This window comes from Streptomyces sp. HUAS YS2 (assembly GCF_033343995.1).
Classification (GTDB): domain Bacteria; phylum Actinomycetota; class Actinomycetes; order Streptomycetales; family Streptomycetaceae; genus Streptomyces; species Streptomyces solicathayae.
In genome coordinates, this window is sequence record NZ_CP137573.1 from 4,394,705 (window position 1) to 4,411,032 (window position 16,328).

Annotated in this window: 15 protein-coding genes; 6 read left to right on the forward strand and 9 right to left on the reverse strand. The window is 72.2% G+C overall.

Annotated features, from left to right (window positions below; translation table 11 throughout):
• Positions 1-78: 78 nt before the first annotated feature.
• A complete protein-coding gene (locus R2D22_RS20315; RefSeq protein WP_318105564.1) occupies positions 79-654 on the reverse strand; it encodes a TerD family protein in 576 nt (191 codons plus the stop codon).
• 105 nt (positions 655-759) lie between these two features.
• Between R2D22_RS20315 and arfB the strand changes: the two genes are divergently transcribed.
• Positions 760-1,197 (forward strand): alternative ribosome rescue aminoacyl-tRNA hydrolase ArfB, encoded by a 438-nt coding sequence (gene arfB / locus R2D22_RS20320; protein WP_318105565.1) that lies wholly within the window; start codon positions 760-762, stop codon positions 1,195-1,197.
• A gap of 72 nt (positions 1,198-1,269) precedes the next feature.
• On the opposite strand, the gene R2D22_RS20325 is transcribed toward arfB, so the two are convergent.
• Positions 1,270-1,845: a flavin reductase family protein gene (locus tag R2D22_RS20325; RefSeq protein WP_318105566.1), complete on the reverse strand. Its 576-nt coding sequence runs from the start codon at positions 1,843-1,845 to the stop codon at positions 1,270-1,272.
• A 352-nt stretch (positions 1,846-2,197) separates the two neighbouring features.
• Here R2D22_RS20325 and cdgB point away from each other — a divergent pair, with 352 nt between their 5' ends.
• Both cdgB and R2D22_RS20335 read left to right on the forward strand, forming a co-directional pair.
• The gene (gene cdgB, locus R2D22_RS20330; protein WP_318105568.1) at positions 2,198-4,027 is read left to right on the forward strand and encodes a diguanylate cyclase CdgB; all 1,830 of its coding nucleotides are present in this window, start codon (positions 2,198-2,200) and stop codon (positions 4,025-4,027) included.
• A 109-nt stretch (positions 4,028-4,136) separates the two neighbouring features.
• Entirely contained in the window at positions 4,137-5,093 is a 957-nt protein-coding gene (locus tag R2D22_RS20335) for a CBM35 domain-containing protein (RefSeq protein WP_318105570.1), read from the forward strand.
• A gap of 76 nt (positions 5,094-5,169) precedes the next feature.
• On the opposite strand, the gene R2D22_RS20340 is transcribed toward R2D22_RS20335, so the two are convergent.
• From R2D22_RS20340 to R2D22_RS20350, 3 genes are all read right to left on the reverse strand, one after another.
• On the reverse strand, positions 5,170-6,096 hold the full coding sequence (locus R2D22_RS20340) for a 1-phosphofructokinase family hexose kinase (RefSeq protein WP_318109884.1): 927 nt from the start codon (positions 6,094-6,096) through the stop codon (positions 5,170-5,172).
• Positions 6,097-6,253: 157 nt separating this feature from the next.
• Positions 6,254-7,399, reverse strand: a complete 1,146-nt coding sequence (gene nagA / locus R2D22_RS20345; RefSeq protein ID WP_318105572.1) for an N-acetylglucosamine-6-phosphate deacetylase — start codon at positions 7,397-7,399, stop codon at positions 6,254-6,256.
• Positions 7,399-8,361 (reverse strand): ROK family protein, encoded by a 963-nt coding sequence (locus tag R2D22_RS20350; protein WP_318105574.1) that lies wholly within the window; start codon positions 8,359-8,361, stop codon positions 7,399-7,401. The genes nagA and R2D22_RS20350 overlap by 1 nt, the downstream gene beginning before the upstream one ends.
• A 199-nt stretch (positions 8,362-8,560) precedes the next feature.
• Between R2D22_RS20350 and R2D22_RS20355 the strand changes: the two genes are divergently transcribed.
• Genes R2D22_RS20355 through otsB form a run of 3 tightly spaced genes read left to right on the forward strand, consistent with a single transcriptional unit; the run spans position 8,561 to position 10,987 of the window.
• Positions 8,561-9,829 (forward strand): extracellular solute-binding protein, encoded by a 1,269-nt coding sequence (locus tag R2D22_RS20355; protein WP_318105576.1) that lies wholly within the window; start codon positions 8,561-8,563, stop codon positions 9,827-9,829.
• 9 nt (positions 9,830-9,838) lie between these two features.
• Positions 9,839-10,099, forward strand: a complete 261-nt coding sequence (locus R2D22_RS20360; RefSeq protein ID WP_318105578.1) for a DUF3263 domain-containing protein — start codon at positions 9,839-9,841, stop codon at positions 10,097-10,099.
• A gap of 45 nt (positions 10,100-10,144) precedes the next feature.
• Positions 10,145-10,987: a trehalose-phosphatase gene (otsB, locus tag R2D22_RS20365; RefSeq protein WP_318105579.1), complete on the forward strand. Its 843-nt coding sequence runs from the start codon at positions 10,145-10,147 to the stop codon at positions 10,985-10,987.
• A gap of 42 nt (positions 10,988-11,029) precedes the next feature.
• Here otsB and R2D22_RS20370 read toward each other — a convergent pair whose 3' ends face one another.
• The 4 genes from R2D22_RS20370 to R2D22_RS20385 all read right to left on the reverse strand — a co-directional run bounded on the left by R2D22_RS20370 (position 11,030) and on the right by R2D22_RS20385 (position 16,198).
• Positions 11,030-13,321, reverse strand: coding sequence for an immune inhibitor A domain-containing protein (locus tag R2D22_RS20370; RefSeq protein ID WP_318105581.1), 2,292 nt, complete (start codon positions 13,319-13,321; stop codon positions 11,030-11,032).
• A 202-nt stretch (positions 13,322-13,523) separates the two neighbouring features.
• A complete protein-coding gene (locus R2D22_RS20375) occupies positions 13,524-14,972 on the reverse strand; it encodes an alpha,alpha-trehalose-phosphate synthase (UDP-forming) (RefSeq protein ID WP_318105583.1) in 1,449 nt (482 codons plus the stop codon).
• A 72-nt stretch (positions 14,973-15,044) separates the two neighbouring features.
• Positions 15,045-15,209: a hypothetical protein gene (locus R2D22_RS20380; RefSeq protein ID WP_318105585.1), complete on the reverse strand. Its 165-nt coding sequence runs from the start codon at positions 15,207-15,209 to the stop codon at positions 15,045-15,047.
• 38 nt (positions 15,210-15,247) lie between these two features.
• Positions 15,248-16,198 carry a glucosyl-3-phosphoglycerate synthase gene (locus R2D22_RS20385; RefSeq protein ID WP_318105587.1) on the reverse strand — a complete coding sequence of 317 codons (951 nt, stop codon included), beginning with the start codon at positions 16,196-16,198 and terminating at the stop codon, positions 15,248-15,250.
• Between the last annotated feature and the right edge of the window lie 130 nt (positions 16,199-16,328).

Genomic DNA, 16,328 nt, shown 5'->3' on the forward strand with positions numbered 1-16,328 from the left:
CGAATGCCCACAACGGGGGAGTGCGGAGGGCCCCGGTGCACCGTGTGCACCGGGGCCCTGTGGGCGCTACTCGGCTCGTCAGATGTTGACGCCGAAGTCGCGGGCGATGCCCTCGAGGCCCGAGGCGTAGCCCTGGCCGACCGCGCGGAACTTCCACTCCGCGCCGTTGCGGTACAGCTCGCCGAAGACCATGGCGGTCTCGACGGCCGCGTCCTCGCTGAGGTCGTAGCGGGCGATCTCGGCGCCGCCGGCCTGGTTGACGACGCGGATGTAGGCGTTGCGCACCTGGCCGAAGTTCTGCGAGCGGGAGACCGCGTCGTAGATGGAGACCGGGAAGACGATCTTGTCGACGTTCGGCGGCAGCGCGGCCAGGTTGACGTTGATCTGCTCGTCGTCGCCGCCGCCCTCGCCGGTGCGGTTGTCACCGGTGTGGACGATGGTCTGGTCCGGCGTGGCCTTGTTGTTGAAGAAGACGAAGTGCGCCTCGGAGGCGACCTTGCCCGCCGCGTCGACGCCGATAGCGGACGCGTCGAGGTCGAAGTCCGTGCCGGTGGTCGTACGGACGTCCCAGCCGAGGCCCACGGTGACGGCGGTCAGACCGGGCGCCTCCTTGGTGAGGGAGACGTTGCCGCCCTTGGACAGGCTTACAGCCATGGGATGTCCCTTTCTTCGTGGTGTCTTCGGACGCAATAACGCGTATCGAGGCACGGTGGTTCCCTTGCGAAAACAGGATGACGTGCGGGAGCCCGTCCGGGGAACATGGAAGGCATGTCCGGTCCGTATCTGATCCGCGGCTCCGTCTCCCTCCCGGAGGCCGAGCTCATGTGGCGTTTCTCGCGGTCGTCCGGGCCGGGCGGGCAGCACGTCAACACCAGTGACTCGCAGGTCGAGCTGCGGTTCGACCTCGCGGCGACCGAGGCGCTGCCGCCGGTCTGGAAGGAGCGGGCGCTGGAGCGCCTCGCGTCCCGGCTGGTCGGCGGGGTGCTGACGGTACGGGCGTCGGAGCACCGGTCCCAGTGGCGCAACCGCGAGACGGCGGCGGTCCGGCTGGCGTCGCTGCTCGCCGAGGCGACCGCGCCGCCCCCGAAGCCGCGCCGCCCGACGAAGATCCCGCGCGGCATCAACGAGCGCCGGCTGCGACAGAAGAAGCAGCGGGCGGAGACCAAGCGCGGGCGGCAGGGCCGCGACTGGGGATAGTCGCCGCGACGGGCACAGCCGCCAGGGACAACCGCCACCAGCGGGGACAGCCGGGTACGGACCCCCGGGCGCTCAGCCCAAGTGGCGGTACTTGCCGCGGAAGTACGTCAGCGGGCCGCCGTCCGTCGTGGGCAGCGCCGCCGTCAGGACGCGGCCGACGACCAGTGTGTGGTCGCCCGCGACGACCCGGTTCTCGGTACGGCACTCCAGCGTCGCCAGCGCCCCGCCCATCAGCGGCGCGCCGCTCTCCTCGCCGCGCGTCCAGGGGACGTCCGCGAACAGCAGCCGGTCGCTGATCCGGCCCTTCATCGCGAACCGGCCCGCGACGTGCCGCTGGCTCTCGGAGAGCAACGAGACCGCCCACACCGGAACCTCCGCGAGGAGGTCGTCCATCCGGGAGCCGTTGCGCAGGCTCACCAGGACCAGCGGCGGGTCGAGCGAGACGGACATGAACGCCGTCGCCGTCATGCCGACGTCCTCGCCGCGCGGACCGTCGTCCGGGTCGTGCGCGGTCACCAGGACCACACCGGCCGCCAGCCGGGACATCGCGGCCCGGAACTCGTCGTTGCTCACCCCCTCAGCATGGGGGATCGCGGGGGCGGGCACCGGGACGGCGGCGGAACTCGGGGCGGGGGGCGTCTGCAACACACCTGCACGCTAGCCGGGCGCCCCGGGCAGTCGTATCGGGCCAGGGGACCAGTCGGGTCCTAGGACCGGCGTCCCGGCGGCACCTGCCGACGGCATGTTCCGCGCCGCGGCGCAAACCGGCGCGCCGAGTCCTCACTCACTGTTCGATTTGCGTTGCAGAAGGTTGGGGAGCGCTCCCGGGGGCTTCCTGGCACCCCGTGGCCCTCTTTGTGACTTGAGTCACAGAGACCAGTATTTGTTGACCCTGTGTACCGGGTGCACAGCTCGCTGTGATTCAGTGGCGGAGACAATGCAGCAAGAGAGCCGATGAGAATCCTGGAGTTGCTGTCGAGGTCTCGGGGAGAGCGAGCACATGGAGACCGAGTCGGAGCCGTACGTCCGTCTTGCGACCCTGCGGCAGCTGCACCAGGTCGTGACCGACCTCAACACTGCCCGCAGTCTGGCGGACACCCTGCAGACCGTCGCCGACGGCATCGTCGCCGGCCTCAACTACGAGCTGGCCTGCGTCAATCTCGTACGCCCCGACGGTGACCTCGTCGTCGCCGCCTTCGCCGGCAGCCCCGCCGCCGAGGCCCTGATCACCGGCCGAGTCGGCTCCCGCCCGTCCTGGGACCGCCGCCTGTCAATGGGCGAGGCCTGGGGCGACCTGCGGTTCATACCGCACACCGAGGGCTGGGTCCTCATGGAGGACGACGTCCCCCAGTGGCACACCGACGGACCCGCGCCCCGCTTCGAGGACGAGTGGCACCCGCAGGACCGTCTCTACGCTCCGATGTACGCCTCCGGGAGCGGCCGCGAGCTTCTCGGCGTCATCTCGGTCGACCGGCCGCGCAACGGCCGCCACCCCGGCCCGTGGGGCCGCGAGGCCCTCCAGATGTACGCCTCTCAGTCCGCGATTGCGATCAGCAACGCCAAGCTCCGAGCAAACATGCAGCGGGCGCTGGTCCGGCTCGAGCGCGAGCAGCAGGCGCTGCGGGCCAGCGAGGAGTCGTTCCGGCAGGCCTTCGAGTACGCCCCGTCCGGCATGGCGATCGCCGAGATGGGCGGCGACCAGCACGGCCGGCTGCTGCGGACCAACGACGCGCTGTGCCGGCTCCTCGGCCGGCCCGCCTCCGCGATGCGCCGCTACTCGTTCGCCGACCTCGTCCACCCCGAGGACATCGGGACCCTGCTGCGGACCTCCGCCGAGGGCGGCCGGGCCGAGCTGCGGCTCGGCCGGCGCGACGGCACGTACGTGTGGGTGTCGCTGCGCAACTCCGTCGTCGCCGACACCGCCGACGGCCCCCGCTTCCTGCTCACCCACGTCGAGGACATCGAGGAGCGCAAGCGGCACGAACTCCAGCTCGCCCACCGCGCCTCCCACGACGCGCTGACCGGCCTGCCCAACAGCGCCGAGCTGCGGGCCCGGCTCAGCTCCCGGCTCTGCGGCCGGCCGGGCGGCGTGCGCGCCGCGTCCGGCGACGCGGTCGCCCGGGGCGGACAGGGCGTGCCCATGCAGGGCTACGAGCCCCAGCCCGCGTACGACGGGCAGCCGGGGGCGTACGACTCACAGCCCTACGAGGGCCAGCAGTACGATCCGCAGCAGTACGAGGGCGAGCCGTACGAGGGCCAGCAGTACCCGGCTCCGTCGTACGACGAGCCCGGGTACGACGGCGCGTACCGCTCCGGCGGCCCCGAGCACGGCTTCCGCGCCGACGGCTTCGACTTCGACACCCCGGGCGGCGGCCCGTACGACCACCACGTGCACACCGTCGCCCCCGCGGGCGGCGACGTCGACGACGGCACCAAGGGGCTCGCCGTCCTCTTCTGCGACCTCGACGGCTTCAAGTCGATCAACGACCGGTTCGGGCACCACACCGGGGACGCCGTCCTCATCGAGGTCGCGCGCCGGCTCACCACCGGCGTGCGCGACGGCGACACCGTCGCGCGGCTCGGGGGTGACGAATTCGTCGTCCTGGCCGACGGGCTCGGCGCGGCCGACGCCGCCGACCTGGCCGTACGGCTGCGGAACGCGATCATTCCGCCCATCCGGGTGGACGGCCGCGCGGTCCGTGTAGGGGCGAGTTTCGGCATCGGCTGGGCCGAGTGCGGCATGACCGTCGAAGAGGTCCTGAACTCCGCCGACCAGCGGATGTACATCGAGAAACGATCCCGCTCCAAGGTCCACCGCCGGGCCGGGTAGCCCGGTCCCGGGGGCGATCCCCTGTCAAGGACCGCACCGGGGGGTGGTCCGTTCGGGGTAGGCTCGGCCGGTCGGCGACGGCTGGCGAGCATGGATAGGAGTGACGGGGATGGCTGCCGGGAACAGCGGCGCGAACACGCCCGAGGACGACGATCCGTTCGGCTATCTGTACGCGGACGGTCAGGCGGCAGGCGCACAGCCGCCGAGCTCGGGCGGCTACGGCTACCCCGGCCCCGCCGCCGCGCAACCCGGCGTCCCGCGGACGTCGTACAACCAGGTCAGGACGGTCGGCGAGCGCCAGTACGGCGGCGGGCACGGCCAGGTGCCGCAGCAGTCGTACGGCCAGCCGCACGCGCAGTACGCGGCGCCCGAGACGTACCCCGGCGGCCAGCAGACCCGCCAGTCGCCGATCCCGCCGCAGCGCGGCCACGGCGGCGGCGCGGGCGGTCGCGGACCCAACACCAAGGGGCTGCTGCTCGGCGCGATCGCGGTCGTCGCGGTCGTCGTGATCGGTATCACCGTGGCGATCGTCACCAACGGCGACGACGACAAGGGGCAGACCGGCGGCGGGACGCCGTCCGCCGGCCCGACGGTCGTCGAGGAGTCCCCGGGCGGCGAGCCGTCCGCCGAGGAGACCCCGCAGGAGCTTCCGCAGCAGGACGCGGCGACCCTGAAGCTGGGTGGTACGGCGGCCCTCGCGAAGGACATCAAGGGCGCGGAGGGCGCGGACGGCGCGTACGTGACCGGGTTCAACGCGCTCGGCTCGTCGGTCACCTGGCAGGCGTCGGTCGAGACGTCGGGGCAGTACTACCTGTCCGTGCGCTACGCGATCCCCGCCAAGGACGCCAACGCGACGCTGACGGTCAACGACAAGCCGAACAGCAACCCGCTCGGCCTGAAGAACTTCATCAAGTCGTCCGACCCGAACCTCGAGAAGAACTGGCAGACCACCTGGGCGCCGGTGAAGCTCAAGAAGGGCGACAACACGATCAAGCTGTCGTGCGAGCCGGGCAACCAGTGCGACGCGATCTTCGACTGGCTGAAGATCACCAAGGAACAGCCCTGACGGTCCCGGACCCGACGATGTGAACGGGCGGCGCCCCCTGCGAAGGGGACGCCGCCCGTTCTCGTACCGCTCACCCTCACGCCGCCGGGGCGAGGTCCTCCACCGCGACCTGCTTCAGGAGGCTGTCGTAGGTCTTTCCGTCGAACTCGCCGGCCACCGGGGAGAGGACGGTTGCCGCGGAGAGGGCCACCGCGCGGGTCAGGCGGTCGGGCCAGGGGAGTCGGTCGACCAGGGCGGAGAGCAGGCCGGCCACCGCGGAGTCGCCGGCGCCCGTGGGGTTGCCCTTGACCGCGGCGGGCGGGGTGGCCTGCCACAGGCCGGACGGGGTGACGGCCAGCATGCCGTCCGGGCCGAGCGAGGCGACGACGGTGTGCGCGCCGCGGCGGCGCGCGTCGCGGGCGGCGCGCTGGGGCTCGCGGGCGCCGGTGAGCTGGGCGAGTTCGTCGGCGTTCGGCTTGACGATGTCCGGGCGGGCCGCGATGCCGCGCCGCAGGGGTTCGCCGCTGGTGTCGAGCAGTACGGGGACCTCGGCGCCGCGGGCCATGCGGACGAGTTCCGCGTACGCGCCCACGTGGATGCCGGGCGGGAGGCTGCCGCAGAGGGCCACCGCGTCGGCGGCGGGCAGGAGTTCGCCGTACCGGGCGAGGAAGGCGGACCACTCCTCGGGGGTGACGGCGGGGCCGGGCTCGTTCAGCTGGGTGGTGTCGCCGGTGGCGTCGTCGACGACGGCGAGCGTACGCCGGGTGTTGCCGGCGATCGGGACGAGCGCGTCGCGGACCGGGGAGCGGGACAGCAGGTTGCGCATGACCGCGCCGTTGGGGCCGCCGGCGAAGCCGGTGACGACGGTGTCGTGGCCGAGCGCGCCGAGGACGCGGGCGACGTTGACGCCCTTGCCGCCGGGGCGTTCGAGGACCTGGGTGACCCGGTGCGAGCCGTGCGGGGTCAGCGCGGGGACGCGGTACGTGAGATCGAGCGCGGTGTTGAGGGTGACCGTGAGAATCATCCGCCACACCCCCTGATCGGCGCTCATCGTCCGGTACGGAACGTCTTTCGCGCCCTGATCATGCCAAACAGAAGGCGGTTGGCCCAGACCCTGGACCAACCGCCGTCAGGCAACTTATGGCGCTGTGTTCACTTCTGGGGGAAACCCCCAGACCCCGTCACCCCAGTTGGGGCTCGACCACCCAGGCGCCCCGCCGCATCACGCCCTTGAGCTCGAAGTTCTCGTCGAGGACGACGAGGTCGGCGTCCTTGCCGGGTTCGAGGGAGCCGACCCGGTCGTACAGGCCGAGCAGCCGGGCCGGGTTGGCGGAGATGGCCTGCACGACCGACTCCACCGGGAGCCCGTCGACCGTCGCGGCGCGCTTGAACGCGCGGTCCAGGGTGAGGGTGGAGCCCGCGATGGAGTCGCCCTCGACGAGGCGCGCGACGCTGTCCTTCACCTCGACCTCCAGCGGGCCGAGCATGTAGCGGCCGTCGCCGAAGCCGGCGGCGTCCATGGCGTCGGTGATGAACGCGACGCGCTCCGGGCCCGCGTGATGGAACGCCAGTTCCAGGGCGGCGGGGTGGAGGTGGGTGCCGTCGTTGATCAGCTCGACGGTGATCCGCTCGTCCTCCAGGAGGGCCGCGATCGGGCCGGGGGTGCGGTGGCCGAGGCCGGGCATCGCGTTGTAGAGGTGCGTGGCGACGGTGGCGCCCGCGTCGATCGCCTCGACGGTCTGCTCGTACGTGGCGTCGGTGTGGCCGATGGCGGCGATGACGCCGTGCTCGGCGAGCAGTCGCACGGAGTCGATGCCGCCGGGCAGTTCGGTGGCGAGGGTGACCATCTTGGCCCGGCCGCGGGCCGCGTCGACCAGCTTGCGGACATCGGCGGGGTCCGGGTCGCGCAGCAGGGTCTCGTCGTGGGCGCCCTTGCGGCAGGGGGAGATGAACGGGCCCTCGAAGTGGATGCCGGCGATGTCGCCCTGCTCGGCGAGCTCGGAGAGCAGGCCGGCCCGCCGGACGAGGAAGTCCATGTCGCCGGTGACGAACGAGGCGACGGTGGTGGTGGTGCCGTGCGTGAGGTGGGTGTGGACGCCCTTGAGGATGTCGTCGACGGTGCCGGAGGTGAACGAGGCGCCGCCGCCGCCGTGGTTGTGCATGTCGACGAAGCCGGGCACCACCCAGTGGCCGGACAGGTCCAGGCCGGGGGTGTCGGCGGGCGCCGAGCCCGCGATGCGGCCGCCTTCGACGATCACACGTCCGTTGTCGACGATCCCGGTCGGCAGCACGACTCGTGCGCCGGCGAGAACCTTGCGATCGTCCATCAGGCGGATACCTCCGGGTCGTGGGGGTTTTCGTGGGAATTGTCGAGGGAGAGCAGGTCCCAGGCGAGGAGGCCCGCGCCCAGACATCCGGCGGTGTCCCCGAGGGCCGCCGGGACGATGGCGGGCAGCTTCTGGAACGTGACGCGCTGCTCCACTGCCGACCGGAGGGGTGTGAACAAGGTTTCCCCCGCCTCGGCGAGCCCGCCACCGATGATGAGCGTGCGCGGGTCCAGCAGGGTGAGCGCGGTGACGAGGCCGTCGGCGAGGGCGTCGACGGCCGTCTGCCACACCGCCGCGGCCCGGGTGTCGCCGGACTCGACGGCCTTGGCGCAGTCGGCGGCGTCGGCGTCCGGGTCGCCGGAGGCGTCGGCCCAGGCGAGGGAGACGGCGGAGGCGGAGGCGTACCGCTCCAGGCAGCCGCGCTGGCCGCAGCCGCAGTCGGCGCCGCCGGGGCGGACGACGATGTGGCCGATCTCGCCGGCGTAGCCGTGGGCGCCGGCCTCGATGCGGTCGCCGATGCCGATGGCGCCGGCGATGCCGGTGCCGAGGGGGACGAAGAGGAAGCGGTCGGCGCCGTTGCCGGCGCCGATGCGGCCCTCGGCGAGGCCGCCGGTGCGGACGTCGTGGCCCAGGGCGACGGGCAGGCCGTCGAGCCGCTCGCTGAGCAGGGCGCGCAGCGGGACGTCACGCCAGCCCAGGTTGGCGGCGTAGACGGCGATGCCGCGGTCGGCGTCGACGATGCCGGGGACGGCGACGCCGGCGGCGGAGGCGGGCCGTCCGTACCGGTCGAGGCCGTAGGCGCGGAGCTCGGCGGCGAAGTCGAGGATCGACTCCACGACCGCCTCGGCTCCGCGCTCGCGCCCGGTGGCGCGGCGGGCCTCGTGCAGCAGGGTCCCGTCCGCCCCGACGAGGGCGGCCTTCATGCCGGTGCCGCCCACATCGAGGGCGATGACGTGTCTCACGGGTGACAGTCTGACCCGTCGGTACCCAACAGGTCTAGTCCACTGTCCGAGATTGTTGCGCGCCCATACAAATCCCGACCACGGGGCCGGGCGCCGGTGCGGCACGCGTTGCGGAAGCGATACCCAAGTGGTGTAGACCTCATGCCTCGCTGTGAGGGAAAATCGCAGCTCAACGACGAGCCGAGAGTGGGACGAAGCTGTGCAGCGGCGATTTCTGGGACTGACCGCGACGATCGCCGCGCTGAGCGCGGCCGCCGTGCTCGCCGGCTGCGGCGTCACCGGCGGGGACTCAGACGTGACCCTGTCGCTGGTCGCGGCGGACTACGACCTCAACGGCGGCGACTCCACCGAGAAGTACTGGGCGGACCTGACCGCCGCGTACGAGGCCGAGCACCCCGGCGTCGACATCGATGTCCGGATCGAGTCCTGGGACGACGTCGACCGCAAGGTCGCCGACATGGTCGAGGCCGGCAAGGCCCCCGACATCGCGCAGATCGGCGCCTACGCCGACTACGCCGCCGAGGGCGAGCTCTACACCGCGGACGAACTGCTCACCGTCCCCGTCCAGGCGAACTTCCTCGTCCCGCTGACCACCGCCGGCGAGATGCGGCGCGTCCAGTACGGCCTGCCGTTCGTCGCCTCCACCCGGCTGCTCTTCTACAACAAGAAGCTCTTCGCCGACGCCGGGATCACCGAGCCCCCGACGACCTGGGCCGAGCTCGCCGCCGCCGCGAAGAAGCTGAAGCGGGACAAGGTCGCGTACCCCTTCGCCCTGCCCCTCGGACCGGAGGAGGCGCAGGCGGAGACCATGATGTGGCTGCTCAGCGGTGGCGACGGCTACACCGACGACGCCGGCCGCTACGTGATCGACTCCGACCGGAACGTCCGCACCTTCCAGTGGCTGAAGCGGGAGCTGGTCGACGCGGGCCTCACCGGCCCCGTCGCCCCCGGAAAGCTCGACCGCAAGGCCGCGTTCGCCGCCTTCGCGCGCGGCGAGGTCGGGATGCTCAACGGCCACCCGTCGCTCGCGCAGGAGGCCGCGAGGAAGGGCGTCGAGGTCGGCATGGTCCCGCTGCCCGGCGCCGACGGCGAGGCCAGGGCCACGATGGGCGTGGCCGACTGGATCATGGGCTTCAAGCAGAACGGCCATCGCAAGGAGATCGGCGAGTTCCTCGACTTCGTATTCAGCGACACGAACGTGCTGAAGTTCGCCGGGGACAACAACCTGCTCCCGGCCACGGTCAGCGCCTCCAACCGGATGCAGGCCGACCCCGCGTACGCCGCCCTCGCCCCGTTCCTGCAGGCGCTGCCGAACTCTCGGCTCTACCCGGTGGGCAAGACCTCCTGGGCGCAGGTCAGCGGCACGATCAAGAAGGACATCGGCCGGGCCGTGGAGCCGTCCGCCGTGCCCGGAACCGTGCTCGGCCGGATCGGCCGGGAGGCGACGGCGGCGGAGGGCGCCGAATAGGTTGGTCGTATGAATGACGAACCACAGGGCGAGCCCGCGGGTGCGCGCGAGCTGGGGGAGCGCGAGCGGGGCGTTCTCGCCCTGGAGCGGCGTTCCTGGCCGGGACCCGGCGCCAAGGAGCGCGCGGTGCGCGAGCAGCTCGGGCTGTCCCCGGTCCGCTACTACCAGCTGCTCAACGCGCTCCTGGACGACCCGCGGGCGCTCGCCCACGACCCGGTCACGGTCAATCGGCTGCGGCGGGTCCGCGCCGAGCGTGAGCAGCGCCGCTGAACCGCGCCGCTGACGCGGGCGCCGCGCGTCGGTAGGGTCGTAGGCATGGTCAGCAGCCTTCCGCACCCGACCACGTCCGCCGGCCGCGACGGCCTGGCCGCGCTTCTCGCGCGACCCGGGAAGGCCGTCGTCGCCCTCGACTTCGACGGGACGCTCGCCGAGATCGTCCCCGACCCCGAGCAGGCCCGCGCCCACCCGGGCGCCGTTCCCGCCCTGTCCGTGCTGGCTCCGCAGGTCGCCTCGGTGGCCGTGGTCACCGGCCGGCCTGCCGGGGTCGCGGTCCGCTACGGCGGCTTCGCCGGGGTCCCCGGCCTGGAGCACCTCGTCGTCCTCGGCCATTACGGCGCCGAGCGCTGGGACGCCGTCACCGGTACGGTCCAGGCCGCCGCCGTCCCGCCGGGCGTCGCCGCGGTCCGGGCGGAACTGCCCGGCTTCCTGGACGCCGCCGGCGCGTGGGCCGGCACCTGGATCGAGGAGAAGGGCCGCGCGGTCGCCGTGCACACGCGGCGCGCGGAGGACCCGCAGGGCGCGTTCGAGGCGCTGCGCGGGCCGCTCGGCGAGCTGGCCGCCCGGCACGGCCTGGTCCTGGAGCCGGGCCGGATGGTCCTGGAGCTGCGCCCGCCCGGCATGGACAAGGGCATGGCGCTGGCCGAGTACGTCCGCCGGACCGGCGCGGAGTCCGTGCTGTACGCGGGCGACGACCTGGGCGACCTGCCCGCCTTCGCGGCGGTGGAGAAGCTCCGCTCCGACGGCGTGCCGGGGCTGCTGGTGTGCAGCGGCTCGACGGAGGTCCCGGAACTGGCGGAGCGGGCCGACCTGTCGGTCGCCGGCCCGTCCGCGGTGGTGGAGTTCCTGGCGGCGCTCGCGGAGGCGGTGCGGACGGCCTGAGACCGCCCGCACCGCGTCACGTACCGCGGGGAGCCCGGACGATCAGTGCGCGGCCGGGTTGGCCACGGTGACCGTCAGGTCGTCGCCGGCGTCGCCGGTGACGGTGACCTTCACGCCGTGGCCCGCGACCTTGACGCTGGCCTGCGGCGCCGCGGAGCTGTAGTACGCGTTCGGGTCGGTGTCGTCGAAGACCGGGATGCCCGGGACGGACGGCGCGCAGGCCGCCTTCGTGACGACGGTCTGGTTGTTGCCCTTGCCCGTCAGGACCTCCTTGTGGAGGCAGGTCGCGTCGGTGGCCTCCAGGCCGAAGGTCGCGTCGAAGGGCTGCCGGCGGTTGCTCGGCGCGGTGCCGTCGTCGTACTTGAACGGCGCCGGGCGGGCGTCGACGGCCATGGCCGAGCCGCCGCCGGGGTGCGCGCTGACGTTGTTGTCGTCGAACGAGCGGTCGACGTACCAGACCAGCATGCCGTTCTGGAACTTGAAGTACTCGACCCAGTCCGGCGCGCTGATGCCCTTGCTGAACTGGTACGGGCCCTCGGCCAGGAGCGCGTCGCTGCCGACGTACTCGCGGTTCTCGACCAGGTAGTAGCGCGGGTAGGTGGCCGTCTCCGTGCCGGTCGAGATCTTCCAGCGGCCCTGCGCGGTCCAGCCGTTCGCGCCCTGCTCGGCGTCGTCCGTGCCCAGCGTGGTGCCGCCGGCCGTCAGGACGATGTCGTCCAGGAACGCGCCGGCGAAGTGCACGCCGCCGTCGGTCTGGTAGCGGAAGCGGAACAGCGAGGGCTTGCCCTGGGAGTCGTACGTGAAGCGCAGCGTCGTCCACTTGCCGGTGGAGGAGCCGTCGACGGAGTCGCCCGCGCGCAGCCAGTTCGCCCCGCCGTCGAGGGAGTACTCGGCGAAGAGGGCGTCGAAGTCGGCCTCGATCTCGTACCAGGCACTCGCCTTGACGGTGACCCTCGGGGCGGCCGGCACGGACCGGGTGAGGGACTGGTTGAGGCCGTCGGCCGAACCGGTCCACCAGGCGTGGGTGCCCGAGGTGGGGGTGGCGTACGTGGTGCTGCTCGTCTTGTCGGGCAGCGCGACGCGGACCGCCTGCTCCTTGCCGGCGACCTGGAACTGCGCCGGGTTCAGGGTGTACGAGCCGTTGGTACCGAGCGGCGCGTCGGCGTAGTCCAGCCAGCCGAGGAAGAGCTTCTCCTCGGCGCCCATCAGGCCCGGGTGGGTGCCGATGCCTGCGTTGGCAGCGGCGCCGTGGCCCAGCCAGGAGCCGGAGCTCATCAGGGTCCAGAAGGCGGTGGAGTTCTCGCCGCCGTCGGTGTCGTAGTAGTCCGGCAGGCCGAGGTCGTGGCCGAACTCGTGGCAGAAGACGCCGAGTCCGCCGTTCTCGCCCTCGGTGGTGTAGTCGCCGAGCCAGTACTTCGACTGGCCGATGCGGGCGCCGCCGGCCTTGTTCTGGGTGCCGGAGACGTCCGGGCCGGTCAGGCCGTAGTCGTCGCCGTTGACGTACCAGCGGTGCGACCAGATGGCGTCCTCGCCCTGGGCGCCGCCGCCGGCGTCCTCGCCCATGCCGGCGTGCACGGCCTGGAAGTGGTCGATGTAGCCGTCGGCCTCGTCGAAGTTGCCGTCGTGGTCCCAGTCGTTGCGGTCCCAGACGTCGAACTGGGCGAGGTAGGCGTCGATCTCGGCGGGGGACTTCCCGGCCGCGATCTGGCTGTCCCACCAGGAGTTGCCGGTGTCCTGGATGAACGCCCACGAACCGCCGTTGTCCTCGACGGTGTTGTCGCCGTAGGTGGAGGCGTTGCCGGGGACCTTGACCCAGTCCTCGACCGTGTTGGTCACCGAGTAGCGGCCGTTGGACAGCTGCTCGTAGTACGTCTTCATCGACTCGCCGGAGCCGTTGAAGAGGTTCTCGTAGTAGGACTTCGAGAAGTCGGCGGTCCAGGCGTTGGAGTTGTCCTTGCTCCGGTCGGGCTGCGGAATGGCGTTGTGCAGCGGGCCGGGGACGCTGCCGAGCTTGCCGGTGCTCGCGTCGCCGAACTCGGAGAGGATCGTGAAGATCTTCTCCTGGCGTACGGCGGTGGTGGTCTCGGTCTCCACGAACTTGCCGGGCGCGACCTCGACGACGCCCCGGGCGTTCGCCTTCGCCCGTCCCTTGGCGAGCTTGTCGATGGCCTGCTCGCGCAGTTCGGTGCGCTGCTTGGTGAGCGGGCCGGGACGGTTGTCGGCGCGGGGTGCGGTGGCTCCCGGGGCGGCCGAGGCGGTGTCCCGGGTCTCCTGCGCGGCGGCGGGGGTGAGCCCCGCGGCGAGGAGAGCGGTGAGCGCCGACCCTAGGGTCATGCCCACGACAATTCTCTTCACTTCTGCGATCCCTTCGCATGCATGCGACGCATGTTTCGCGCTGGTTCCGTGTGATGCAGGATCGCCTGGGGGAACGATCGCGGCAGAGTCTGACACGGGAAGGACCGCGAAGAGGAGAGGGCGGAGCCGCAGATTCTGCGGCACCCCCCGTTCGCCGCAGGGCCGCCCCCGCCCGCCGGGGCTACTCCTCGGGCGGGGTCGTCAGGGCTTCCAGCTGGTCCAGGAACCAGCGCTGCGGGGGCAGGGCGGTGGCCGCGACGGCCAGGCGCTTGGTGCGGTCAGCGCGTTCGGCCGCCGGCATCGACAGGGCCGTGTGCAGGGCCTCCGCCGTCGCGCTCACGTCGAACGGGTTCACCGTGAGCGCGTCCTCCCGCAGCTCCGTGTACGCGCCCGCCTGGTCGGACAGGACCAGCGCGCAGCCCGCCTCGGAGACCACCGGTATCTCCTTGGCCACCAGGTTCATGCCGTCCCGCACCGGGTTGACCAGGGCCACGTCGGCCATGCGGTACACCGCGAGCGAGCGCGTGAAGTCGTCCTGGACGGAGACGAGTACGGGCTGCCAGTCCGCCGTGCCGAACTCCGCGTTGATCTCCTCCGCCAGCTCCGACACCGCCGCCGTGTACGAGCGGTACGCCTCGAGGTCCTGTCGCGAGGGGTACGCCGAGGCCAGGTGGACCACCCGACCGCGCCACTCGGGGTGGACGGTCAGCAGCTCCCGGTACGCGAGCAGGCCGCGCAGGATGTTCTTCGACAGCTCCGTGCGGTCGACGCGGACGATCGTCAGGCGGTCGCCGACCTCCTCGCGCAGCCGCGCGAGCCGCTCGTCGACCTCGGGCCGGTGGGCGAGCGCCCGCAGCTCCTCGCCGTCGACACCGAGGGGGTGCACCCGGAGCCGGGTGCTTCGCCGGGGGGCGCCCCACTTCATGTGATCCACCCCGCGCCACGGGGTCCCGGTCGGGGAGAGGGGTGTCGTCACTCCCGTGGCGCTGTCGATGTGCGCGCCGTTCAGGAAGGAGAAGGCCCAGGACCAGGTGTGGAAACCCAGCTCGTCCGCCCCGAGCATGCCCCACACCAGCTCCTCGCGGACCTCCTCCGGGAGCATCCGCAGATACTCCGACGACGCCCACGGCGTGTGCGTGAAGTGGCCGATCCGCAGGTCGGGACGGAGCTCCCGCAGCTGCCCGGGGACCAGCGCCAGGTGGTAGTCCTGCACCAGGACCGCCGCGCCGTCGTCCGCCGCCTCGGCCAGCGCCTCGGCGAAGGCGCGGTTGTACGCGCGGTACGACTCCCAGCGGCGCCGGAACTCCGCGTCGAAGACGGGCTCGCGCGGGATCTCGTACAGGTGGTGGTGGAGGAACCACAGCACCGAGTTCGCGATGCCGTTGTACGCGTCCGCGTACACGTCCGGGTCGATGGCGAGCATCCGCACGCCCGGCTCGGCGACGCCGCGCCGGACGGCCTCCCGGTCGCCCGCGCCGAGCGCCGCGCAGACCCACAGGGAGTCCTGCGAGTCCACCGCGCTCAGCCCCGAGACGAGCCCGCCGCCGCCCCTGCGGGCGTCGAGCGTGCCGTCCTCGCCGAGCGTGTACGAGACCGGTCCTCGGTTGGATGCGACGAGAACAGAAGCCATGTGCCGAACCTAGCCCGTCCCGTAAACGCTCAAACGTACGTATACGAGACGGCGCGAACACGCCACGCTCGGTCAGCGGTCGCGGTGCGCGCGGGCCGCCGCCCGCGCCACCACTCCGATCGCGCCCGCCGCCAGCGCCAGCCCGCCGAGCAGCCACAGCCGCTCGACGTGTGATCCGGTGGCGGCCAGGGGTGCGTAGGCCTCGTCCGTCGTGGCAAGGATCAGGTTCCACCGCATGAAACGGAAATGTAGGTAGAGACCATCATCATCCGACGCTACGCCACGCGGCGCCGCGCATACTCCGCGATCTCCGCCATCGGGGGGCGCTCCTCCGTGTCGACCGAGTAGGTCCGCGGCACGAAGCCCGTCCCGTCCTGCTCGTCCCGCTCGAACTGGGTCAGCCGCGGCCGCACCAGGTGCCCGCGCGACAGCCGCACCTGCGCCGTCCGGTAGATGGCCGCCGCCATCCGGCCCAGCGCCAGTCCGCTCTGGTGCCGGTGCTTGCGCACCCCCACGTCCACCTGCGCCAACGCGTCCAGACCCACCGTGTGCAGCGCGTCCACGAGCAGCCCCAACTCCACCCCGTACCCGACCGGGAACGGGAGCCGTTCGAGCAGCGAGCGGCGGGCCGCGTACTCGCCGCCCAGCGGCTGCACGAAGCCGGCAAGCTGCGGCCAGTGCAGGTTCAGCAGCGGGCGCGCCACCAGCTCCGTCACCCGGCCGCCCTGTCCGGGCGTGTCCCCGAGCGGGCGGTCGTACATCGCCTTGACGAACTCCACGTCCGGGTCGGTCAGCAGCGGGCCGACGATCCCCGTGACGAAGTCCGCCGAGAAGTCCCGCAGGTCCGCGTCGACGAAACAGACGATGTCGCCGCTGGTCGCCATCAGCGACCGCCACAGCACCTCGCCCTTGCCGGGGACGGCCGGGATCCGCGGCAGGATCGCGTCCCGCGCCACCACCCGGGCGCCCGCTACCGCGGCCACCTCCGCGGTCCGGTCCGTGGACCCGGAGTCCACCACCACCAGCTCGTCGACGAGCGGGACCGCCTCCGACATCAGCTCGCGGCGGATCACGGAGACGATGTCGCCGACCGTCGCCTCCTCGTTCAGCGCGGGCAGCACGACGCTCACCGTCGTCGCGCGCTTGGCGGCCAGGATCTGGTCGAGCGGGCGATCGGTCACCGACCAGGAGCGCCGCCCGAGCCAGCGCTCCACTTCTTCCAGCACGTCCGTTACTCCCCAGTTGCGGTTTGTGATCCATCTCGCGGTTCGGACGACCGTCTCGCGCCGTCCGAGCCTTCGGTTACAGTCTTGAACAACGCGGAGGCCCGATGCATGTCGGGGTCCCGCCCGCGTC